Consider the following 22,991-nt stretch of genomic DNA (forward strand, 5'->3'; position numbering starts at 1 on the left):
CCATTGCGGGGCCGGGCCAGTTTCGCCTTCAGCCCTGCGCTTCCTTCCATTCCCGTTTGATTTTCTTGGCGAGGCTCCATTTGTGGACCTCCGTCGGGCCGTCGTAGATGCGGAAAGCCCGGATTTCGCGGAACACCTGCTCCACGATCGTATCGTCGGTCACGCCTTTGCCGCCCATCACCTGCACGCAGCGGTCGGCGATGCGCATCAGCGCTTCCGACACGGCGACTTTGGCCATCGAGCTTTCGACAGTGCCGAGCGAGCCGGTGTCGAGCACGGTGGCGCACCAGTCGATCATCAGTTCGGCCTGCTGCAGGTCGATCCGGTTTTCCGCCAGCATGAAACCCACACCTTCATGATCGATCAATGCCTTGCCGAAAGCTTCGCGGCGGCAGGCATAATCGGTGGCGATCTCGTGCGAGCGGATGCAGGCCCCGAGCCAGCGCATGCAGTGCGACAGGCGGGCGGGGGACAGGCGCACCTGCGCGTACTTGAACCCTTCGCCCGCTTGCCCCAGCATCTGGCTGGCGGGAATGCGCAGATCGTTCAGCGTCAGCACGGCATGGCCGCCGGGCATCGAATTGTCGATGGTGTTGGGGATCGTTTCGATGCTGATCGCCGGATCGGGCAGATCGACCAGGAACATGCACGCGCCTTCGTCGGCCTTGGCCATGACGATGCCGATCTTCGCCCCGTGATAGCCGGTGATGAACGCCTTGCGCCCGTTGACCACCCAGTGATCGCCATCGCGCACGCAGGTGGTCTTCATCATCGAGGGGTCGGACCCGGCGCCGCCCCAGTCGGCCGGTTCGGTCATGAAGAAGGCGGAGCGGGCGTTGCCTTCGACCATGGGCTTGAGGAAGCGTTCCTTGAGATCGTCGCTGCCGACATGGCCGAGCAGATACATATTGCCTTCGTCGGGCGCGTTGGTGTTGCAGGCCAGCGGGCCGAGCGGGGAGAGGCCCGACTTGATAAGGACCACGGCGGTTTCGCGCTGCGTCAGGTGCGAACCGTCGGGCAGGATATGCGGCGTCAACACCCCGGCGGCGCGTGCCTTTTCGCGCATTTCGATGACCAGTTCATCCAGCGGCGCACCATGATGATCGCGGCGTGGATCCTTTTCGTAAGGCACGACGACTTCGCGCACGAAGGTTTCGACCTTCTGCGCAATATCCTGGGCGCGCTGTGAAATGGCGGGATTGGTCATGGGGCGTCCTCTACCGAATGTGTTATGAGCGGGCTTCCGGCCCATCCTGTCACAGCGCCGGTGCCGGATCGTTGACATGGCGCAAGCTAGGGATTCGCGCTGCGCCATAGCTGTTTGGCGGGGGCAGGCCAATGGCTTCCATGCTTCTGCCCCTATGCCGTGCCGCCCGTGCATCATGACGCGGCGGTCTGCCGCACAGGCCCGGTATCCGGCCAGATAGCGTTTGCAGCGTCCCGGCGGTTGGATTATGCCGATGGATGAAGTGAGTTGTTCCTTACTTTCAAGATCGAGAAAACCCCACACCGTTGGGACGAGGAGAATACCGGCATGTACAATCCCGCAGGAGAAAGTGCGGATACCAGCAGTATGCTTGAAGCCGCGGTGGCCGAGCTGGACCCGATCGTCGCGCTGCTCAGCCTGATTCACATCACCGGCGACCAGATGCTGCTGCATCGCTATGGCCCCCTGCTGGAAGGGACGCAGGAGCAGAAGCGCGAAGCCTTCGTCGATTTCGGAGAGACGGAGCACAAGGAAGCCGACCCCGCCGTGGTGGCGGAAATCCGCGGCATGCTGCTGAACGAGTTGCGCGGCGGCAAGCCGGAAGTGCTGCTGGACGAACCGGCGCCGGGCCTGTTCCGCGAAATGCTCAAGCTCGCGCTGGGCATGGAATTGCCCGAAGCCTCGTTCGAAGTGGCGCGCCAGCATGGCGGTTTCGTCACCGATACGCGGATCGTGCCGCAGGATGTCATGCCATCGCCCGATTTCAAGGTGCTGGTGATCGGCGCGGGGATGGTCGGGATCAATTCGGCGGTGAAGCTGAAGCAATCGGGCTTCAACTACACCGTGATCGAAAGCCGCCACGAAATGGGCGGCACCTGGTCGATCAACCGTTATCCCGGGGCGGCGGTGGATACGCCCAGCATTCTCTATTCCTACTCGTTCGACCCGAATCCGAGCTGGACGAAATTTTACCCGATGAAGGATGAGTTCCTGAAATATCTGGAAAAGGTCGCGGACCGGCACCGGATTCGGGACAATATCCATCTCAACACCACGATGACCGACGCGACCTGGGACGAGGCGCGCAAGCTATGGGTGGTGAAGGCCGTGCGCGATGGGCAGGAAGTCGTGTACGAAGCCAATGCCGTGATCCAGTGCCTCGGCATGCTGACGCGGGCGCGCTGGCCCGATGCGGCGGATCGGGAGAAGTTCTCCGGCCCGGTGATGCATTCGGCCGAATGGGATGAAAGCGTCGATCTGACGGGCAAGCGGGTGGTGATCGTCGGCACCGGGTGCAGCGGCGTGCAATTGACCCGCGCGCTGTCCGAAGTGGCCGCCGATGTCACCGTGGTGCAGCGCCAGCCCGATTATATCATTCCCAACCCGCAGGCGCTGGCCCCGGTGCCGCCGCTGGAAATCTGGGCGATGGAAAACATCCCCTACGTCACGCAGTGGAAGCGGATGCAGAGCCTCGTCAGCGCGCTGACGGATATGCGCGGGATGATGGGCTTCGATCAGGAATGGCACGACAAGACGGGCGGTTTCGGCCCGCTCAACGATGCCGTGACCAAGATGAGCCTCGATTATCTGGCAAGCAAGTTCCCCGACGATCCGGAGATGGTCCGCAAGCTGACGCCGCCGTATCCGCTCTATGCCAAGCGGCCGATCCTCGATTGCGGCTATTACGATGCCCTGAAGAAGGAACACGTCCATCTCGTCGAAGGCGAATTGAAAGCGTTTGACGAAACGGGCGTGATCCTCGCGGATGGCACGCATATCGCCTGCGATGCGGTGGTGCTGGCGACGGGTTTCTACCTCGAATGGTACAAGGATCTCAACATCACGGGCCGCAACGGGCAGACGCTGCGCGATGCGTTCACCCCCTATCCCGAAGCCTACGAAGGCATTCTGGTGCCGGGTTTCCCCAACTACCTCATCACCGCCGGGCCGAACACGGGCCTGACCGCCAACCACGCCGTGCTGGGCGAACAGCACGTGCATTACATCATCGAACTGCTGCAGATGATGGTGAACGGCGATTACGCGGCGGTGGAAGCCGATGAAGAAGCCTGCCGCGCCTACAACGCCTGGACCGAGGAGGCGCTGAAGGACACCGCGTGGTATCGCAAGGGCGCCGCGCACGGTTATTACCGCCATGACGACAGCGGGCGGATCGTGCTGGCGACGCCGCGCCACAATTCGACCGTGTGGCACGACACGCGCGTACCCAAAACCGAACACCTCAAGCTGGAACGCCGCCCCGGCGCGCCGGAGCGCAAGCCGCGCGTGATCGAACCGCTGTCGATCTGAGGCACGGGGAAGACCGATGGCCGGAACGGAGCGGGTGAGCGTTCCCGTTCCGGCCTTCTGGATCAAGTGTGTGTCGGGGAAGTGGCAGGCTGTCCGGGTGCGTAGGCGCGCATGAACAGGTCCAGCGCCCGGTCGACGTCGGCCGTGGCCCGCACGGCATCCACTCGGTCCGTCAGGCCGAACAGCAATTGCTGCTGGCTGCGCGACACGCACATCTGCATCAGGAAATGGGCGGCATCCAGCGGTGTATCGGCGCGCAGTTGCCCGCGCTTCATCGCCCCGTCGAGGAAGTCCGCGAGCAGGGCGGTGGTGAGGCGCGGCGCACGTTCGTAGAAAATCCGGCCCAGTTCGGGGAAGCGGCCTGCCTCGGCCACGATCAGGCGATGCAACGCGATCGCTTCGGGTGAAACGACCTTTTCCAGCAGGCGCAGACAGAAATTGCGCAAGGAGGGCTGGATATCCCCTTCGGGATTGAGCGTCGCGGACAATTGCGCCCGGAACGCGGTGGTCGCCTGATCGACGACAGCGGTGAACAGCGCTTCCTTGGACGGGAAATAGGCCCACAGGGTGCCTTTCGATCCGCCCAGCGCAGCGGCAATGGCCGACATGGTGGTGGCGGAATAGCCATGTTCACGAAAATACTGTTCGGCGACAGCCAGTATGGCGTCGCGCCTGTCCTGCCGCCGGGTTTCGCGGCGGCTCGCTTTGCATTCCGAAAGTGTCATGACTGGAACCGTACCATATAGTACGATTTTTTCGTTGACAAGTTTTCTTTCGGGGCTCAATGCCCCGTGCCCGGATACTGACTGGTACGGTTTTATGTCGGCGACTCGTAAGCATTTGCAAGTGTGCGCCGCGGTGGCGGCTCTTTCCTTCGGGTTGGGAGGCTGCGCCGCCGTTCCCGATCTCGGCCCTAAGCCTGTGCCGCGCGCCGCTGAAACGGTTGCGGCCGACCGCAGCTTCGCCGGCGCAACGGCGGCATGGCCGGGCGACACCTGGTGGACCGCGTTCGGCGATCCGCAACTCACCGCGTTGATCGACGAAGGCTTGCGCAATTCGCCCGATATGGCCGCCGCCGCCGCACGCTTCCGCAAGGCGGCGGGGATGGCGCAGCAGGCCGGTGCGCCGCTGCTTCCCTCGGTGGATGCGGGGGGCAAGGCTTCGCTCAACAAGCAAAGCTACAACAATGGCTTTCCCAAGGAGTTCGTGCCGCAGGGATGGCTCGATACCGGCGATGTCAGCGCCAGTCTCGGCTTCGATCTCGATCTCTGGGGCAAGCACCGGGCAGCGCTGGCCGCGGCGACTTCGGAAGTAAAGGCGGCCGGTTACGATGCGCAGCAGGCGCGGCTGGCGTTGGCCACCGGAATCGCCGATGCCTACACCGATCTCGCCCGCCTTTATGAAGAACGGGATATCCGGCAGGCGACGCTGAAACTGCGCACCGCCAGCCGCGATCTGGTGGCGCAGCGCCAGCGCAACGGCCTGGAAACCCGGGGCAGCGAACGGCAAGCCGATGCCACCGTGGCCACGGCGCGCGCCGAACTGGCCGCCGCGCAGGAAGCCATCACCTTGCGCACCAACCAGATTGCCGCGCTGATCGGCGCGGGGCCGGATCGCGGCCTCGACATCGCCCGGCCCCGGCTTTCCCTTCCGGCAGCGGGCGGGCTTCCCGCCGGGGTGACGACCGATCTGGTCGCGCGGCGGCCGGATATCGCCGGGGCGCTGGTCCGGGTCGAAGCGGCGGGCAGCCGGATCAAGGTGGCGCGGGCGGATTTCTATCCCGCGATCAGCCTCAATGCCCTGATCGGCCTGCAATCGCTGGGCCTTGATCAACTGTTCAAGAAGGATTCGCTCTACGGCAATGTCGGCCCTGCGATCAGTCTGCCGATTTTCCATGGCGGGGCGATCAGCGGCCAGTATCGCAGCGCGCGGGCGACGTATGACGAAGCGGTGGCGGATTACGACCGGACCGTGCTCGGCGCATATCAGGACGTGGCCGATGCGATGACCAGCCGCACCATGCTGGCGCAGCGTCTGGCCGATGCGCGCGCCGCGCTGGCCGCCTCGCAGCAGGCCTACGATATCGCCCGGCTGCGCTATCAGGGCGGGCTGTCGACCTATATCGACGTGTTGAACGTGGAGGATCGCCTGCTGATCGCGCGCGATACGGTGGCGGCGCTCGAAGCGCGCGCCTATACGCTCGACATTGCTCTCATTCGCGCGCTGGGCGGCGGTTTCCAGACTGCGAACAATTCCGAATCCAAGGATCAAACCGATGGCTGAAGCCGATCCCATACAGCAGGCCCCGATCGCGGCCGACACCGGCCCGCAGATCGACGAGGCCAAGGCGCGCCAGCAGGAAATACGCCGCAAGTGGCTTCTGCGGTTGCTCGTGGTGGTTTTGATCGTCGGCGGGGGTATCGGCCTCTGGTACGTGCTGATCGGGCGCAATCATGTCAGCACCGACAACGCCTACGTGAATGCGGAAATGGCGCAGGTCACGCCGCTGATGTCCGCCCAGGCCGTCGAAGTGAAAGTGAGCGATACCGACAGCGTGAAGCGCGGCCAGATACTGGTGGTGCTGGACGGCTCCGACGCCCGGATCGCGGTGGCGCAGGCGGAAGCCGATCTGGCCGACGCCCGCCGCAAATTCCGCCAGGCATCGGCGACCACCAGTTCTTTGGCTTCGCAGGTCAAAGTCCGCGAAGCGACGATCGCGCAGGCCCAGGCTGATTTCAACAAGGCGCAGATCGATCTGCAACGCCGCGAAAAGCTGGCCGGCAGCGGGGCGGTTTCGGGTGAGGAACTGACGCAGGCCCGTGCCGCTTTCGCCACGGCCAAGGCGGCGTTGGCGCAGGCCCAGTCGACCCGTTCGGCGGCGGTCGGCGAATTTGCCGCCAGCGAAGCGCTGGTGCGCGGTTCGACCGAGGAAACCGATCCCGCGGTAATGGCGGCCAAGGCGCGTTTGGAATCGGCGCAACTGGATCTTCAGCGCACCGTGATCCGCGCGCCCATCGACGGCGTGGTGACCAAGCGGCAGGTGCAGGTGGGGCAGCGTGTGGCGCAGGGCAGCCCGATCATGACGATCGTTCCGCTGAACAACGTGTATGTCGATGCCAATTTCAAGGAACGCCAGCTTCGCCGGGTGAAAGTGGGCATGCCCGCCAAAGTGACCGCCGACCTTTACGGCGGCAGCGTGGTCTATCACGGCAAAGTCGTGGGTTTCGCGGGCGGCACGGGCGCTTCCATGGCGCTGATCCCGGCCCAGAACGCCACCGGCAACTGGATCAAGGTTGTGCAGCGCCTGCCGGTGCGCATCCAGCTCGATCCGAAGGAACTGGCGGCGCATCCGCTGCGCGTGGGTCTTTCGACGGAAGTCGAAATCGACCTTTCGGGCAACTGAGACGCTTGCAGTGACCGCCGATCAGGCCAGCTATTCGAAAATCCCGCCATCGCGGCGTTTCATCGCCGGGATGGTGCTGGCGCTGAGCAATTTCATGGTCGTGCTCGACATGACCATCGCCAACGTCTCGATCCCCCATATCGCGGGCAATCTGGGCATTTCCGCGTCGCAGGGCACATGGGTCATCACCTCCTACGCCGTGGCCGAGGCGATCTGCGTGCCGCTGACCGGCTGGCTTGCCCAGCGGTTCGGCGCGGTGCGGGTGTTCCTGATGAGCATGATCGGCTTCGGCACGTTCTCGCTGCTGTGCGGGCTGTCGCCCACGCTGAACATGCTTGTCCTCTGCCGGATCGGGCAGGGGATTTGCGGCGGGCCGCTGATGCCGATGTCGCAAACCCTGCTGCTGCGTCTCTATCCGCCCGAACAGCGCGGCAAAGCGATGGGGATATGGGCGATGACAACGTTGCTCGGCCCCGCGCTGGGGCCGATCCTGGGCGGCACGATCAGCGACAACTGGAGCTGGCACTGGATTTTCTTCATCAACGTGCCGATCGCGGTGATGATCACGCTGGCGGCGATTGCGCTGCTGACGCCGCTGGAAATGGAACGCCAGAAAACCCCGATCGATATCGTCGGCCTCTTGCTGCTGGTGTTCTGGATCGGCTGCCTGCAGATCATGCTCGACATCGGGCGGGAACACGACTGGTTCAGCGATCCGCTGGTGCTGGCCCTCGCTGTCTGCGCGTTCCTCGGCTTCCTCGTCTTCCTGATATGGGAACTGACCGACAGGCATCCGGTGGTCAATCTGCGGGTCTTCCGCAATCGCGGCTTCTCCATGGGGCTGATGGCGTTATCGATCTGTTTCGGCACTTATTTCGCCAGTATCGTGGTGATCCCGCAATGGTTGCAGATGTCGATGGGCTATACCGCGACGCAGGCCGGGCTCGTCACCGCGTTCACCGCGATGAGCGCGCTGGTCACTTCGCAGATCGCCGCGCGGCTGATCGGCAAAGTGGATGCCCGGATCATGGTGTCCTGCGCGATGGCGTGGCTGGGGCTGATGGCCTTGTGGCGGACGACGCACTGGACGGCGGATGCCGATTTCTGGACGCTGGCTCTGCCGCAGATGGTGCAGGGCTTCGCGATGCCGTTCTTCATCGTGCCGCTGACGACGATCACTTTGAGCTCGGTGCCGCCGAATGACGTGCCGGCGGCGGCGGGGCTCCAGAACTTCCTGCGGACCATGGCCAGCGCAATCGCGGCGTCCATCGTGCTGACCTTGTGGGACGATGCGCAGCGCGTTTCCCGAAGCGATATCGTTTCCTCCCTGCGGCCGGATGAAACGCTGGCCCAGTTGTCGGCCAGCGGTATGCCCACGCTGCAATCCTGGCAGACGATTTCCAGTCTGGCCGATCAGCAGGCGACGGCGATTGCCGTCAACCATGTCTTCCTGCTTTCGACCGGGGCGCTGTTCGTGGCGGCGGCGCTGATCTGGCTTTCGCCCAAACCGAAAGGGCCGGTGCAGGCGGGCGGGGGTCACTAAAACGACAAACCCGCCGCGCAGGGCGGCGGGTTCGAGGATTGCAGGGCAGGCTACGTGTCAGCCGTTGAAGCCGAGCTTGCCGTAAAGCGTGATCCCTTCGGCCAGAGCCGCGCCATCCACCACGAGATCGGCCCCGGCGACGAAATCCGCCGCTGCGCTGGCGAGGAATACCGCCGCTGCCCCGACATGATCGGGCAGGCCCGCCGTGTGCAGCGGCTGGAACTGGCTGACATGCGCATCCGCGAACCCGGCGGCGCGCATGTTCTCCGTCAGGATCAGGCCGGGCGAAATGCTGTTCACCCGAATGCCATGGGGCGCCAGTTCGCCCGCCGCGTTCTGCGTCAGGCGGACCAGCGCCGCTTTCGCCGCGCTGTAGATCGGCGGGCCGGCCCCGGCGGCCTGTGCGGAAATCGATCCGATAGTGATGATGCGCCCGGCCGTGCCCTGCGCGATCATGTGCCGCGCGGCGGCGCGAATGCCGAGAAATGCGGAACGCAGGGTCAGCCGTATGGCGTCGTCGAAATTGTCCGGCGCGGTATCGATGATCCGGCCCAGCGCCCCGGCGGGGCCGCCCGCGTTGCAGACCATGCAATCGAACCCGCCGAACCGGGCCTGCGCCGTTTCGATGGCCTGCTGCACCCCGCTTTCGCTGGTGGCGTCCGCTTCGACGAACAGGACGGTGTCGCTCTCCCCGGCCAGATCGGAAGCATCGAAAGCGTCGCGGTCGATATCGGCGATCACCACGCGCGCCCCGGCGCTATGGAGGCTGCGGGCGACGCCCAGGCCGATGCCTTTGGCGCCGCCTGTGACCAGAGCGGTCTGGCCTGTCAGCGAAGCGCTCATGCAGGCAGACCCATCATCAGCGCGAGCAGGCGGATCGGCTTGTCGCCATGATTGAACCAGGCATGATTGGTGTTGCGCTGGACGACGAGATCGCCGGGTTGGACCATGATCTTTTCATCATCCAGCACCAGTTCGACCGGGCCATCGAGAATGACCACGAAATCCACCGTGTTGGTCAGATGGAAGCCATCGGCATCGATCCCGTCCACGCCCTGCGCCAGATGCGCGCGCATTTCCTCCACCGGCGGAACGGAAACGATGTTCCAGCTCGCCGAACCGGCGCCCTGGGGGAAGGACGTATCGCCCTGGGCGCTTTCGTCGCCCAGGGGGGCATCGGCAGATACCGACCAGAGATTGACCCAGTAATCGCCGGGCAGTTCTTCGGCCTTGAGAACGCGGGATCGGCCGGAAACCGTGGTCGTCACAATCGTGCGCATGGATGTGTGTCCTCTCGTATGCTGCCCTGCGGGCGCTGTTTTTATAAGAGTGGCAGATAAGAAAAGGGCCTGCCAGCGCGATCACGCTGGCAGGCCCGTTCGTCACTGGCGATGCATCAGAACTCGATCGACAGATCGACCCCGTAAGTGGCCGGATCGTCAAACAGTGCCGCCGCCGTAATGCCGGTGTTGGCAATGAAGTTCAGGCGCTGCTTGTTGGTGATGTTGCGACCCCAGACGGAAAGCGCTGCCTTGGTCGGGCCAACCGGAATGTTCGCCACCGTCGCACGCGCATTCAGAGTCAGCAGACCCTTCTGGTTGAGCAGATCGTTCATGTAGCGGTTGTCGTAGTCGATGCCTTCGGCAACAAAACCTGCGTTGCTGAACTTCTCCGTGCCGACCTTGATCGACGAGCGATAGGCCGCATCGAGGCGAAGCATCAGCGTGGTTTCACCGACCAGCGGCGTGACGTACTGAACCGAACCTGTGGTCATGAACTTCGGCCGCTGGGCTTCGGGATAATCCTTGACGTTGGTAACGCCACCGCCATCCAGAATGGCCTTCGAAATCTTCTTGAAGTCGAAGTCGGTGTAGCTACCCGACCAGCCAAGAGTCAGACCTTCGGTCGGAACGGCCGTGAATTCCCATTCCACACCGTAAGCACGCGCCTTGCCGAAGTTGGCGGTGTACGAGGCCGAAATGATCTTCTCAAGATTGCCGCTGGGCGACATGATCTGACCGTCTAAGGCGAACTGCGGGGTCTGCAGACCGCTATAGGTCACGTGGAACGCGGCAAGGTTGGCGCGCAGACGGCGGTCAAACCACTGCGTCTTGACGCCGGCTTCCCACGATTTGGCCTTTTCTTCGCCATATTCGATGGCCGGGCCCTGGAAGACGCGTCCGGTAACCCTGTCGATTGCCATCGAACCTGCCGACGTACCGCCAGCGATGAAGCTGGTGCTGTACTTGGCATAGGCCATGAAATCTTCACTGGCCTTGTACGAGATATTGCCGAGGAAGCTGAAGTTACCCTTCGAGTACTGGTAAGTCGAACCCGGTTCGCCTGCTGCCACGTCGAAGAACGTCTTGTCGTCCTGCGTGTAGCGGATGCCGCCCGTGATATCGAACTTGTCGGTCAGGTGATAGGTCAGCTGACCATAGCCAGCCGTCTGCTTCACCCGATAGTAGAAGCTGCGATCGAATTCGCTGATGGGCGCGCCTGCGTAGGCACCACCAGGATAAGTACCGAACGCATGGGTCGTTGCTTCACCCCAAGGGTTGCTGCCCGGCTTGGTCCGGCGAGTATAGTGGAACAGCCCCAGGGTGCCGGTGACTTTGTCGGTATCGATGTTGAGCTGCAGTTCGTTGCTGAACTGGTTCAACTTGCTGCAGCACAGCACCGTCAGCAGGGACATCGGCCCATAGGCTGTCGGGTTGCCCTGTTGATCATAGGCAATCGGCCCGGTAATCACGCCGGCCCCATCGAGGTTGGACGTGAAGCCCTTGCGATCGTTGCTGCGCCAGCTGGCCGTGTTCTTGATCGAAAGCCAGTCATTCGCCTGATAATTGGCGACAAACAGGTGCGACTGGGTCTTGGTGATCGTCTGCGTCGTGGTGTCGTTGAAAGCAATCCGGCCGCGCTTGGTCTGGATATAGTCGTCGATCGAAGGGCCACCGAAAAACGGCTGAGAAGCCACGATCTGATAGGCACCGACCCCGGCTTCGGTATCGGGGAAACCGAGCAGGTAAACAGCCGGCGGAGCCGACTTCTGGCGCGACCAATCATATTTGTAGTCGAGCGTCAGGCCTTCGACCACATCCTTCCAGCGCACGGCGACGTGGACGGCGTCGTTCGTGCTTTCACCCAGACGCTTGACCGAGGTCAGCTTGCCGAGTTCGCCGCTGGTGTGCGTGCTGTAGTCGATCGTCGTCTGGCGGAAATTGCGGACGTTGTTCTTCTTTTCGTTATGCAGATAGCTGACCGACGCGCTCAGCCCGTTCCATTCGGGCGTGTCGATGCGGGTCTTGCTGCGGAACGAACCGAAGCGGGCATAGCTGAAATCCTGCTTGATGCCGAATTCGCCCTTGGGGCCGCTGGTGATGTAGTTGATCGCGCCGCCGGTGGAGTTGGTGCCGAACAGGGTGCCCGCCGGGCCGCGAATGATTTCGATCCGTTCGATTTCGTTGATGTCGAACAGGATCCCGTTCAGCGCGCCGAGATAGACGCCATCGATGTAGTACGAAATCCCGTTGTCGACCGTCGGGTTCGTTGCCGCGCCGGAAACCTGGCCGCGCATCACGGTGGACGGGATCGAGCTGCCGCCCGGCTGGGTGACCACATAGAGGTTCGGCGCGATGGAGCGCAGATCGGCAATGTTTTCGATCCGCGCGTTGGCGATCGCTTCCGAGGTCACGGCCGTCACGGCCACCGGAACATTTTGCAGGTTTTCGGCACGCTTCTGCGCCGTCACCACGATTTCCTGGACACCGCCGGTGCGGGCGGCTGCTTCATCGGTTGCCGCATCCTGGGCGAAGGCGGGCTGGGCGCCGAGCACAGCCAAGGCAACCACCGACACTGACGTAGTGCCGGTCAACTTCAGATAACGCATTACTCACTCCCTTGAATATTCCGATGATTTGGGGGAATCGGAATTCTTTTGATAAGTGGAAGCTGGCCCGCCTCAGTTGGCGGACAGAGCTTCGGGGGGCAGAGGCGGAAACGCGGACAGGGACGCCGCATCCACCAGTTGGGCCTGCCCGTTCAGGCCGACCGCGCGGCGGCTGAGCAGGAACAGCGCGACTTCCGCCACCTGTTGCCCAGTCAGCGCGCCGCGATATTCAGGATCGGTCAGATCGTTCGGATCGTCAACCGTTTCGACAGCCGCAAGGCCGTTCATGCTGGTCAGCACCATGCCGGGGCAGATCGCATTGATCCGCAGGCTGCGTGCTGCGAACGAAGCGGCGGCCGAGCGGACGAGGCCGATCACGCCATGCTTCGACATCGAATAGGCGGCCGCTTCGGCAAAGCCGATGATCCCGGCGGCCGAAGCGGTGACGACGCAGGCCCCGCCCGGACGCAGCCGCGCCTGCGCCTGCTGGGCGCCGAGGAACGCGCCGCGCAGATTGACCGCAATCAGACGATCAAAAGTTTCGACGCTGAGCTTGTCGAACGGGCCGTAGGGCTGGAGGATACCGGCGTTGAGGAACGCTGCGTCAACGCCGCCGAATGCCTTTTCCGCGGCATCGAACATGGCGATGTTGTCGGCCTGACTGGAAATGTCGGCCGTCACGGCAATCGCCTGCCCGCCGGTGGCGGCAATCAGTTCGACAGTGCGTTCGGCCGTGGCCGCATCGCGGTCCACCACCACCACGCTGGCGCCTTCTGCCGCCATGCGCTGACAGGCGGCGCGGCCGATGCCCGAACCACCACCGGTGACAAGGGCAACTTTCTGGGCGAAATCACTCATTTCCTTCTTCCTTGTTGAGGATCGGCGGCCGCATAGGGGGAGAAGGCCGCCGTCCGGGTCAATCGGCGCGTGGCGGGGCCACCCGCCCGGCCATCACGGTTTCCAGTTGGGCACGTTGCGGATCTGCTCCGCAATGCCGGCGGCTTCACCGCCGAGATCTTCGAGATGTTCGCACAGTTCGTCCATCAGGCTGAGCGGCGCGCGCATCGTGTCGAGCGACATGACCTGGCTTTCCAGCGCCGCCCACGCTTCGGGCGTGTCTTCCGTGGCCAGCGCGGCCGGGCCTTCCGCCAGCACCACGCGCGCGGCGCGGCCCGCGCCGACCGAAAAGATTTCGCCGTTGATACCGCTCGACAGCAGCCAGACGACGAAAGCGGCGACGCGTTCCGGCGGGAAATGCGTGGCCAGATAATCGCGCAGGATCGGATCGGGTATCTGGGCGGTCAACCGCGTATAAGCGGCGGGCATGACAGCATTGACAGTGATGCCCGCCATCGCGCCTTCGGCCGCCTGCGAGCGGGTGAGCCCGATCATTGCCGATTTGGCGGTGGAATAATGGGTGGTGAAAGGTGCGCCGAACGAGGCGTTGGAGGACGAATTGACGATCCGCCCGGCCCCGGTTTTCGCCAGATGGGGCCATGCCGCGCGTGACATGCGCACGGTGCCGTCCAGATGGGTGTCGATCATCCGCTGCCAGTCGGCCGGGGGGATTTCCGCGAACCATCCGCCGCCGGAAATCCCGGCATTGTTGATGAGGATATCGAGCTGGCCGAACTGCGAAATCGCCGTGTCGACGATCGCCTGCGCTCCGTCGGTCACGCTGTGCTTGGCGGCCACGGCCACGCCGCCGGCCTGTTCGATTTCGCGCACGACATCGTCAGCCGGATTTTCCGCGGCGGGGGAGCCATCGGGGCCGCAGGCGAAATCGTTGACCACGACTTTGGCGCCCCGTGCGGCGAGCATCAGCGCATACTGCCGCCCCAGGCCGCGCCCCGCGCCGGTGACGATGGCAACGCGTCCGTCGAAGTGAATCCCTTCCATATGCACCGCTTCCCTAGATTCGACCGTGTTTTCCGGTCCATTCTTCGGTCCGATTCCCCTGTCGAAGTCGGACCGTCGATTTATGCATTGCCTCCTATCTAAATACATTACAAAATGGAATGCAATGTTTCAGAGCACGCAAGAAGGTCCGGAACAGCGTTGGGCGAGAGCCTGCCATGGGTCGTTAGAAAAGAATATAACCTTATGAAAAATGATGATAAAAAAGGGAGAGGGCGACCGCGTTCGGAAGAGAACGACCGTGCCATAATGGCCGCAGTTAGAAAAATGTTGGCCGAAGACGGGGTTGAAGGCTTGCGTTTTGATGCGCTCGCGCGGGAGGCGGGTGTCTCGCGGCCGAGCATCTATCGCCGCTGGGCGACCAAAGCCGATCTGTTCAACGCCATCGCCTATCACAGCGAGTGGGATTTCCCGACCGATCTGGCGGACAGCGATCTGCGCGGCGCGATCCGCAAAATTCTCGCGTATGTGGCGGACTATTACCGCAAGCCGGAAATGCGCGCGGCGGTGCTGGGTGCGCTCGCCGCGCTGCCGTCCACTCAGCGGTCCCCTTCCGCGGTGGCGATCGCGGCGGAGAAGGAGACCCGCGCCGCCGTGGTGCGGCTGGTGCGTGAAGCGCAGGCGGCCGGGGTGATGCGGGCCGAAGTCGAACCCGATGCGCTGTATGACCTGATGGTGGGCTCGATCATCTACCGCACGATTTTCAGCTACCGCGAGATGGCCGAAGGCGTGCCGGAAGATCTGGTGGATATCATCATGGATGGGCTGGCGCCGGACTGACCGCCTCCGGCCGGTTAGCTCCTGCCCGGCGCCCGCGCCGCCTTGAACCAGACCGACAGGGCAAAGCGCGCTTCGCCCGCCACGGGCAGGCTGCGATGCGGGGTGAAACGGTCGAGAAACAGCACCGAACCGGGCGGGCAATCGGGGCGCGCACGGGGGAGGTCGGCCACGTCCGCGTCAGGAATGAACAGCACGCGATTCTTGCTGTGCGGTTTGGGCGCGGTGAGCCGGCAAGGTGCGATTTCGAGGCCGCAACGGTCCGCCCCGGTATCGGTCAGCGCAATCCAGGCGGCGATGCGGAACCGCGCGCATTCCGAACCGTCATCGAACGCGACATCCGACCGCCAGGGATAGAGATAATCGGGCAGCGCGGCGACATTGGCCCGGATGCGCATCACCGGCTGGCTTTCCAGCGGGCATCCGGCGAGTTCTTCCGCCATGCGCAGCAGTTCAGGCCGATGGGCGAGCGCCTGCAGGCGCGGGCCGGAATGGGCATCGGTCTGCAAGGCCATGCAGAGCAGATTGGCGAGACTGCGGTTGGCGCGGAACACGCGGTCGAGCCGGGTGCCGAGCGGCTCGTCGGGCAGGCTGGCGGCGAAAGGCAGGTACAGCGCCTTGGCCACCCGGTCGAGATGATCGGACAGATCCTGCCGCGCCGCCTGGATGAGTGCGGGCGGGAACAGCGCGGCAACGCTGTAGCCGTCCCGATCGAACCGGGCTTTGGTCATGCCATATCCTTATGTGAAGAGGCCGGCACGCGGCCGAGCGGGACAATCATCGGCGTATCCGCGTCTGCCGCGATGAACGCCCCGATGCCGTAGATTCGGGCGAGATTGTCGGCGGTAAGAACTGTGGCGGGTGGGCCATCGGCGACCAGGCGCCCACGATGCATCAGCAGCAGCCGATCGCAATACCGCGCCGCCATCGTCAGATCATGCAGCACCGCGACCACCAGCGTGCCGGTGCGCGCTTCGCGGGCGAGCAGTTCCATCACGTCGATCTGGTGCCCGGGATCGAGCGAGGCGAGCGGTTCGTCCACCGCCAGCCCCTGCGCGCCCACGGCCAGCGCCCGGGCGAGCAACACGCGGGCGCGTTCGCCGCCGGAAAGTTCGAGCACGTTGCGCCCGGCGAGATGCAGCACATCGGCGCGGTGCAGCGCCTGTTCGATCGCGGTCCGGTCGGCCGCCGCGATGGGCGACAGCGGGCCGAGATGCGGCAAGCGCCCCAGCGCCACCAGCCGCCCGACCGAAAGCGGCCAATGCAGCGTCTGGCCCTGCGGCAGATAGGCCAGCGCGCGGGCCAGCGCCTTGCGGTCCCACTGGCGGAGCGGCATATCGCTGATGCGCACCGTGCCCGCCGACAAGGGCGCGAGGCCGAGCATGGCCCGCACCAGCGTGGATTTGCCCGCGCCGTTGGGGCCGATCACGCCGACCAGGCTCCCTGGTTCGAGCCGCGCGGTTATCCCGTGCACCACCGTGCGTCCGCCCAGCGGCACGTCGATCCCTTCGCATGCGATCATCACCATTGGTGCCGCTCCTTCAACAGGTGGACAAGGAACACCGGCACGCCGAGGAATGCCGTCACCACGCCCAGCTTCAGTTCGGCCTGCGTCGGGATCAGGCGCACGGCGGTGTCGGCCAGCGTGAGCAGCAGGGCCCCGGCGGCGAACGAGGGCGCCAGCAGGGCGGAAGGGCTGCGGTCCGTAAACGGGCGGATCAGATGCGGCACGATCAGGCCGACGAAGCCGATAGACCCCGATACGGCGACCGCGCCGCCCACCCCGATGGCAAGGCCGAGGAGAATCGGCAGCCGTGCCCGCGCCAGATCCATGCCCAGCGCCCGCGCGGCGTCTTCCCCCAGGCTCAGCGCGTCGAGCACCCGGCCGCTGCCGAGCAGGAGCAGGGCCCCGGCAACGACGCAAGGCAGGGCAATCCACACGTGCTCCAGCGTGCGGTTCTCCAGCGAACCGAGCAGCCATGTCATGATCTCCATCGCGGCGAACGGATTGGGCGAGAGATTGAGCGCGAGGCTGATGCCCGCGCTGGCCAGCGTGGACACCGCGATCCCGGCAAGGATCAGCGTGAGCGGCGTTCCCGCGCGGCCCGCCAGCGCGAACAGCAGCGCCAGCGCCAGCATCCCCCCGGCAATTGCCATGAGGGGGAGCGCGACGGCATGCCATTCCATAAGCCCGAAATAGATCGCGATCACCGCGCCCAGCGCCGCGCCGTTGGAAGCGCCGAGCGCGGACGGTTCGGCCAGCGGATTGCGCAGATAACCTTGCAGCACCGCCCCGCCGAGGCCGAGCATGCCGCCGACCAGCAGCCCGACAAGCAACCGGGGCAGGCGCAGATCGAGCATGATCACGCTGGCGATCGGATCGCCTTGTCCGGCCAGCGCGGCGACGATCCGCGTGGGCGAAAGAGCGACGGGGCCGAGCGCGAGCGATGCACCGGCGGCGCAGGCCAGCAGCACGCCCAGCACCGGCATCAGCAGCCGGTGGCGCGTATCAGGCAGGGAGAAAGGAAGCACGAAAACCTCGCATGGGATAGGTTGCCCCGTCACGCTTGTGTCCCGGGGTCGTGTTGATATGGGAGGCGGCATGACGCCGCAGATCGGAATCGTATCGGGCCGCCGGAAGGCCGCCTCTGTTGCTGCCCTTGCCGCCGCGCTTGGCCTCGCATTGGCCGCGGGCACGGGGGCGCATTCCGCCCCGCCCATCGCCCGGCAGGGGGAGGCGGCGCGCCCGCCGCAGCGGATCGTCTCGCTCAACCTCTGCGCGGACCAGTTCCTGATCGCGCTGGCTGATCGGCACCAGATTGCCGGGCTGACGCACTATGCGGCCGATCCGGTCACTTCGGCCGCGGCGGCGCAGGCAAAAACCTATCCCATTCTCGGCCAGTCGGCGGAAGAAGTGCTGGCGATCCAGCCCGATCTGCTGGTGGGCATGCCCGCCCGGCGCAGCGCGGTGATGGCGGCGTTGCAGGGGCGCGGCTATCGCGCGCTCGATGTCAAGCGCGCGGAAAGCTTCGCCGCCATCGTGCGCGAAACGCGCAAGGTGGCCGGGGCGGTGGGGCACCCGGAACGCGGGGAACGGCTGATCGCCGATATGGAACGGCAACTGGCCGCTCTGCCCAAGCCGGGGCGGGGGCGCGTGGCCGCCTATTACCAGCGGCGCGGATACCTTACCGGCACGGGCACGCTGGTGGACGATCTGATGCAGCGCGCCGGGCTGGTCAATCTCGCGGGCAAGCTGGGCAAGCCGGCGCTGTCCACGCTTTCGCTGGAGGAAATGGTCGCCGCCCGGCCCGATTTCATCATCGTCGAATCGCAGAGCGACACCGTGGCCGACCAGGGCACGGCAATGCTCCACCATCCGGCGCTGCGCGATATTCCGCGCATCCGCCTGCCGCAGGCATGGACGGTGTGCGGCGGCCCGGCCTATGTCGCGGCCGCGCGCAGTCTGGTGCGGCAGGTCGCCGCCCATTGACGGGGTGAGCGCGGGGGCGGTCAGAACTCGATTCCCGCCTGCGCTTTCACCCCACTGCGGAAGGGATGCTTGACCATCGTCATGTCGGTGACGAGATCGGCCGCTTCCATCAGCGCATCGGCGGCGTTGCGCCCGGTGACGACGACATGCTTCATCGGCGCGCGGGCGGTCAGCACCTCTAGCACTTCGTCCAGCGGCAGATAGTCGTAACGCAGGACGATGTTCAACTCGTCCGCCAGAACCATGTCATAAGCCGGATCGGCGATCATCCGCTTGACCTCTTCCCATGCCGCGCGCGCCACGGCGATATCGCGGGCGCGATCCTGCGTGTCCCAGGTGAAGCCTTCGCCCATCGGCTTGAATTCGACATTGTCCGGGAACGCATCGAACACGGCCTTTTCGCCCGTGGTCATCGCGCCTTTGACGAACTGGACCACGCCGACTTTCCGGCCATGCCCGATCATCCGCAGAACCATGCCCAGCGCGGCGGTGGTCTTGCCCTTGCCTTTGCCGGTGTGGACGATCAGCAGGCCTTTTTCGACCGTCTTGCCGGCCATGATCTTGTCATGCGCGGCCTGTTTCTTCTTCATCTTCTCCGCGTGGCGTTCATCGCTGCGTTCGGTCATCGGGGGTCTCCTCGGTCAAATCCGCCAGCAACAGCGCGGCGCTGTTGGAACGGGGTTTCCACAGGCCGCGCGCGATCGCTTCGGCCATGCGGGCGGCGCTTTCGCGCAGGGCGGCGGGGTTCGCTTCGGCCATGAACGCGCGCACGGCCTCATCCTCGAAAAAGGCGGCGTGGACGGCATCGAAATGATGATCGCGCACCGCGTGCGTGGTGGCGGCGAACGCGAACAGGTAGTCGATGCTCGCGGCGATTTCGAATGCGCCCTTGTAACCGTGGCGCATCACGCCCGCGATCCATTTGGGATTGGTCACCCGCGCGCGGACGACGCGGCCGATCTCGTCTTCCAGCAGACGCACCACGGGCCGTTCGGGGCGGCTGTGATCGTTGTGATAGGACAGCGGGACTTTGCCCGAAAGATGCTCCACCGCCGCCGCAATGCCGCCTTCGAACTGATAGTAATCGTCGCTGTCGAGCAGGTCGTGCTCGCGGTTGTCCTGATTCTGGATCAGCGCGTCGGCACTGGCGAGGCGGCTGGCGAACAGTTCACGCTCCACATCGCCTTCCACCCCGCCGCCATAGGCATAGCTGCCCCAGTCGAGATAGACCCCGACCAGATCGGCGCGGCTGTGCCACAGCTTCTCGTCGATCATCGCCTGCAAGCCTGCGCCATAGGCCCCCGGTTTCGATCCGAAGACGCGGGTGCCCGCGCGCCGGGCGGCTTGGGCCGGGTCAGCGCCCCCGGCAATCAGCGCGGCGCTTTCCGCGCGGTGGCGGGCGGCGGCGGGGTTGTCTTCCTCCGGCTCGTCCAGCGCCATCACCGCGCGGGCGGCGCTGTCGATCAGGTCCATCTGTTCGGGAAAGGCATCGCGGAAAAAGCCGGAGACGCGGAAAGTCACATCCACGCGCGGGCGGCCCAGTTCGGCCAGAGTCATGATGGCAAAGCCGATCACCCGGCCCGAGGTCCAGTCCCACCGCGGGCGCACGCCCATCAGGGCGAGAGCCTGCGCGATATCGTCGCCCCCGGTGCGCATATTGGCGGTGCCCCACGCGGATACGGCCATGGCGCGCGGATAATCCCCTTCGCGCTGGAGATAATCCTGCACCAGCATCTGCGCCGAACGCAGCCCCAGTTCCCACGCCACGGCGGTGGGCACGGCGCGGGTGTCCACCGAATAGAAATTGCGCCCGGTGGGCAGCACGTCGGGCCGCCCGCGCGTGGGCGCGCCCGATGGCCCCGGCATGACGAAGCGCCCGGCGAGCCCGGCAAGCAGCGCCGCGCTTTCGGCATCGCCGCAGGCATCCACGCGGGGGGCAAGGTCGTGGGCGATATCGGTGAGAACGGCGGCGGTTTTGGCACCCAAACCGTCATCCTGAACTTGTTTCAGGATCCATGTTTCCTCAGGCGCTGCTGCTTGTGGCGCGATGGACCCTGAAACAAGTTCAGGGTGACGATGAGGGAGAGTATCCACCAGCCGGGCCGCCAGTTCCTCCAGCCGTTCGACCGTGTCGCCCACGTTGCGCCATGGGCCACTCGCCAGATCGGCGAGGATGTCGGGACGCGGCCCCTTCCACGCATCGCCCATCCGGCAGTCGAGCGGATCGAAACCGAGGCCGAGATCGTCCGTCATGGCGCGCAGCAGCGAGGCCTGCCCGGGCCGCTCATAGCCGCGCGGAGTGCGGGCCAGAGCGATCAGCAGATCGCGCCGCAACCGCCCTTCCGGCGATCGGGTGAAGACATGCAGCCCGTCGCGAATCTGCATTTCCTTCAATTCGCATAGGTAGTTGTCGATCGCGGCCAGTGCATCTTCGCCATCGCCGCTGGCCCCGGCGTCCTGCGCCAGTCCCTGGCTGTGGGCGAGATCGAGAATGTCGCGCCTGAGCCGTTCCAACCGGCGCGGGTCCATCCCGGCGGCGAGGTAGTATTCGTCGACCAGCGCTTCCAATTGCTTGAGCGGACCATAGCTTTCCGCGCGGGTCAGCGGCGGAGTCAGATGGTCGACGATGCACGCGCCGATCCGCCGCTTGGCCTGCGTGCCTTCGCCCGGATCGTTGACGATGAACGGGTAAAGCTGCGGCACCGGCCCGGAGCACACCTCGGGAAAGCAGGTTTCGGACAGCGACACCGCCTTGCCCGGCAACCATTCGAGATTGCCGTGCTTGCCCACGTGCACCGCCGCATGAGCACCGAACACGCGGTTCAGCCATATGTGGAACGCAAGGTAGGCATGCGGCGGGGGCAGGGCCGGATCGTGATAGCTTTCCTTGGGATCGATGTTGTAACCGCGCGCGGGCTGCACCGCGACCGCCACCTGCCCAAAGCGATGCACGGCGAGGCGGAACGCGCCATCGCGCACGAACGGGTCATTCTCAGGTGTGCCCCAGCGTTCGCTTACTGCCTTCTGCACGGCGGCGGGCAGGGCGGCAAAGGCGGCGCGATAGTCCGCCAGCGGCAATGCGATTTCGCCGTCCCGATCGGGGGAGGTGAGATCGTTCGTCACCCCGCCGGTCATGATCCGCATCAGCGCCGCACCGTCTTGCGGCGCATGGCCGCAATCATAGCCTTCCGCCCGCAACGCGGCGAGGATCGCGGCGGCGCTGGCCGGGGTGTCGAGCCCCACGCCATTGCCGATCCGCCCATCGCGGTTGGGGTAATTGGCGAGGATCAGCGCCACGCGCCGTTCCCCCGGCGGCGTGCGCCGCAAGCGGGCCCAGTTCGCGGCCAGATCTGCAACGAAAGCCAGCCGGTCGGGCACGATCCGGGGGACAACGATTCCGCATTCGGTGACGGGATCGATCCGCTCCGCCGCCTTGAACGCCACCGCGCGGGTGTGCAGCCGCCCGTCCACTTCGGGCAGCGCCACATTCATGGCCAGATCGCGCGGGCCAAGGCCGCGTGGGCTATCCTGCCATGCGCTTTCCTCGATCCCGGCGAAGATCGTTTGCAGCACGGGGCAATCGGCCAGTTCGAGCACGGACGGAACGCGATTATCCCCCGCAACGGAAGCGGCGGCGAAGGAGGTGGCGTTCAGGATCACATCGGGCGCCACTTCGGGCAGCGTACCCGCGAGCCAGTCCTTCGCGAAAGGTTCGCGCAGGGCGCGCACGTGGACGGCGGCGACATTCAGCCCGCGCGCCTGCAAGGCGGCGATCATCGCGTCCACCGCTTCCAGCGTGCCGGCGATCAGCAGCGCGCGGTAGAACACGATCAGGGCGACGGGCCGCCCTTCCACCCATGACGCGCGCAGATCGGCCAGGCCCGGCCGGTCGCGCCCCGGCAGATAGAGCCCGGCTTCGGCAATCGGCACCGGGGCATCGGGTTCGCCGCAATCACACCCGATCAGGCGCGCGGCGCTTTGCAGGAAGGCATAGGCATTGGCCGGGCCGCCCTGCCGCAGATAGGCGCGCAGGCGCTCGCAGGTTTCGCCCGGCAGCGTGGAGGCGCGGGCCAGCGCCGGGTCTTCGTCACGCCCGTCGGACAGCGCGGCGAAAGCGATGCCCTTCTCCCTCGCCGCGGCGGCGATTTCATCGATCCCGTAAGGCCAGTAGCTTTTGCCGCCGAGCAGGACGACGCAGACGAAACGTGCCTTGGCGATGACCTTTTCGACATAGAGATCGACCGAATAGGGATGGCGCAATTGCAGCAGATTGGCGAGGCGGACGCTGGGCGCATCCGGCCCGCAGGCATCGTGCAAGCGCCCCGCCGCGCGGGCGAAGCAGGCCAGTTCGCTGTCGGCCACGGTCAGCAGCACGATATCGCCAGGCGACTGGCCGAGATCGATCGCTTCATCGCCGTTGGCGATGCTGCCGGGCGTGGCCGAAAGCAGGTGCAT

At 65.2% G+C, this 22,991-nt stretch carries 18 protein-coding genes; 6 read left to right on the forward strand and 12 right to left on the reverse strand.

Annotated elements, in window-relative coordinates:
* Positions 1-28 precede the first annotated feature (28 nt).
* Positions 29-1,207 (reverse strand): acyl-CoA dehydrogenase family protein, encoded by a 1,179-nt coding sequence (locus tag K5X80_RS05675; protein ID WP_261390649.1) that lies wholly within the window; start codon positions 1,205-1,207, stop codon positions 29-31.
* A gap of 327 nt (positions 1,208-1,534) precedes the next feature.
* Here K5X80_RS05675 and K5X80_RS05680 point away from each other — a divergent pair, with 327 nt between their 5' ends.
* Positions 1,535-3,517 (forward strand): flavin-containing monooxygenase, encoded by a 1,983-nt coding sequence (locus K5X80_RS05680; protein ID WP_222559873.1) that lies wholly within the window; start codon positions 1,535-1,537, stop codon positions 3,515-3,517.
* A gap of 62 nt (positions 3,518-3,579) precedes the next feature.
* Here the strand turns inward: K5X80_RS05680 and K5X80_RS05685 are convergent, their stop codons facing one another.
* Positions 3,580-4,242 (reverse strand): TetR/AcrR family transcriptional regulator, encoded by a 663-nt coding sequence (locus K5X80_RS05685; RefSeq protein WP_222559874.1) that lies wholly within the window; start codon positions 4,240-4,242, stop codon positions 3,580-3,582.
* Between the two features lie 94 nt (positions 4,243-4,336).
* On the opposite strand from K5X80_RS05685, the gene K5X80_RS05690 reads away from it, so the two are divergent.
* From K5X80_RS05690 to K5X80_RS05700, 3 genes are read left to right on the forward strand one after another with little or no spacing between them, the layout of a single operon-like run.
* Positions 4,337-5,800, forward strand: coding sequence for an efflux transporter outer membrane subunit (locus K5X80_RS05690; protein ID WP_222559875.1), 1,464 nt, complete (start codon positions 4,337-4,339; stop codon positions 5,798-5,800).
* Positions 5,793-6,920: an EmrA/EmrK family multidrug efflux transporter periplasmic adaptor subunit gene (locus K5X80_RS05695; protein ID WP_222559876.1), complete on the forward strand. Its 1,128-nt coding sequence runs from the start codon at positions 5,793-5,795 to the stop codon at positions 6,918-6,920. The genes K5X80_RS05690 and K5X80_RS05695 overlap by 8 nt, the downstream gene beginning before the upstream one ends.
* 10 nt (positions 6,921-6,930) lie before the next feature.
* The gene (locus K5X80_RS05700) at positions 6,931-8,463 is read left to right on the forward strand and encodes a DHA2 family efflux MFS transporter permease subunit (RefSeq protein ID WP_222559877.1); all 1,533 of its coding nucleotides are present in this window, start codon (positions 6,931-6,933) and stop codon (positions 8,461-8,463) included.
* Positions 8,464-8,520: 57 nt separating this feature from the next.
* On the opposite strand, the gene K5X80_RS05705 is transcribed toward K5X80_RS05700, so the two are convergent.
* From K5X80_RS05705 to K5X80_RS05725, 5 genes are all read right to left on the reverse strand, one after another.
* Complete coding sequence (locus tag K5X80_RS05705) at positions 8,521-9,306, reverse strand: SDR family NAD(P)-dependent oxidoreductase (RefSeq protein ID WP_222559878.1); 786 nt, start codon at positions 9,304-9,306, stop codon at positions 8,521-8,523.
* A complete protein-coding gene (locus K5X80_RS05710) occupies positions 9,303-9,743 on the reverse strand; it encodes a cupin domain-containing protein (RefSeq protein ID WP_222559879.1) in 441 nt (146 codons plus the stop codon). Before K5X80_RS05710 ends, K5X80_RS05705 begins: the two co-directional genes overlap by 4 nt.
* Positions 9,744-9,859: 116 nt before the next feature.
* The gene (locus K5X80_RS05715; protein WP_222559880.1) at positions 9,860-12,352 is read right to left on the reverse strand and encodes a TonB-dependent receptor; all 2,493 of its coding nucleotides are present in this window, start codon (positions 12,350-12,352) and stop codon (positions 9,860-9,862) included.
* Positions 12,353-12,424: 72 nt separating this feature from the next.
* Entirely contained in the window at positions 12,425-13,210 is a 786-nt protein-coding gene (locus K5X80_RS05720; RefSeq protein WP_222559881.1) for an SDR family NAD(P)-dependent oxidoreductase, read from the reverse strand.
* A 93-nt stretch (positions 13,211-13,303) separates the two neighbouring features.
* Positions 13,304-14,251: an SDR family NAD(P)-dependent oxidoreductase gene (locus K5X80_RS05725; RefSeq protein WP_222559882.1), complete on the reverse strand. Its 948-nt coding sequence runs from the start codon at positions 14,249-14,251 to the stop codon at positions 13,304-13,306.
* A gap of 285 nt (positions 14,252-14,536) precedes the next feature.
* Between K5X80_RS05725 and K5X80_RS05730 the strand changes: the two genes are divergently transcribed.
* Positions 14,537-15,049: a TetR/AcrR family transcriptional regulator gene (locus K5X80_RS05730; protein ID WP_222560391.1), complete on the forward strand. Its 513-nt coding sequence runs from the start codon at positions 14,537-14,539 to the stop codon at positions 15,047-15,049.
* Between the two features lie 14 nt (positions 15,050-15,063).
* Here the strand turns inward: K5X80_RS05730 and K5X80_RS05735 are convergent, their stop codons facing one another.
* The 3 genes from K5X80_RS05735 to K5X80_RS05745 are packed head-to-tail and all read right to left on the reverse strand — an operon-like array spanning position 15,064 to position 17,536.
* Entirely contained in the window at positions 15,064-15,777 is a 714-nt protein-coding gene (locus K5X80_RS05735; protein ID WP_222559883.1) for a phytanoyl-CoA dioxygenase family protein, read from the reverse strand.
* On the reverse strand, positions 15,774-16,574 hold the full coding sequence (locus K5X80_RS05740; RefSeq protein ID WP_222559884.1) for an ABC transporter ATP-binding protein: 801 nt from the start codon (positions 16,572-16,574) through the stop codon (positions 15,774-15,776). The genes K5X80_RS05735 and K5X80_RS05740 overlap by 4 nt, the downstream gene beginning before the upstream one ends.
* Positions 16,568-17,536, reverse strand: a complete 969-nt coding sequence (locus K5X80_RS05745; RefSeq protein ID WP_222560392.1) for an iron ABC transporter permease — start codon at positions 17,534-17,536, stop codon at positions 16,568-16,570. Before K5X80_RS05745 ends, K5X80_RS05740 begins: the two co-directional genes overlap by 7 nt.
* A gap of 112 nt (positions 17,537-17,648) precedes the next feature.
* Between K5X80_RS05745 and K5X80_RS05750 the strand changes: the two genes are divergently transcribed.
* The gene (locus K5X80_RS05750; RefSeq protein ID WP_222559885.1) at positions 17,649-18,536 is read left to right on the forward strand and encodes an ABC transporter substrate-binding protein; all 888 of its coding nucleotides are present in this window, start codon (positions 17,649-17,651) and stop codon (positions 18,534-18,536) included.
* Between the two features lie 20 nt (positions 18,537-18,556).
* Here K5X80_RS05750 and cobO read toward each other — a convergent pair whose 3' ends face one another.
* Positions 18,557-19,162 carry a cob(I)yrinic acid a,c-diamide adenosyltransferase gene (gene cobO, locus K5X80_RS05755; RefSeq protein WP_222559886.1) on the reverse strand — a complete coding sequence of 202 codons (606 nt, stop codon included), beginning with the start codon at positions 19,160-19,162 and terminating at the stop codon, positions 18,557-18,559.
* Positions 19,143-22,991 carry a cobaltochelatase subunit CobN gene (gene cobN / locus K5X80_RS05760; protein WP_222559887.1) on the reverse strand — a complete coding sequence of 1,283 codons (3,849 nt, stop codon included), beginning with the start codon at positions 22,989-22,991 and terminating at the stop codon, positions 19,143-19,145. Before cobN ends, cobO begins: the two co-directional genes overlap by 20 nt.

This window comes from Caenibius sp. WL (genome assembly GCF_019803445.1).
GTDB lineage: Bacteria > Pseudomonadota > Alphaproteobacteria > Sphingomonadales > Sphingomonadaceae > Caenibius.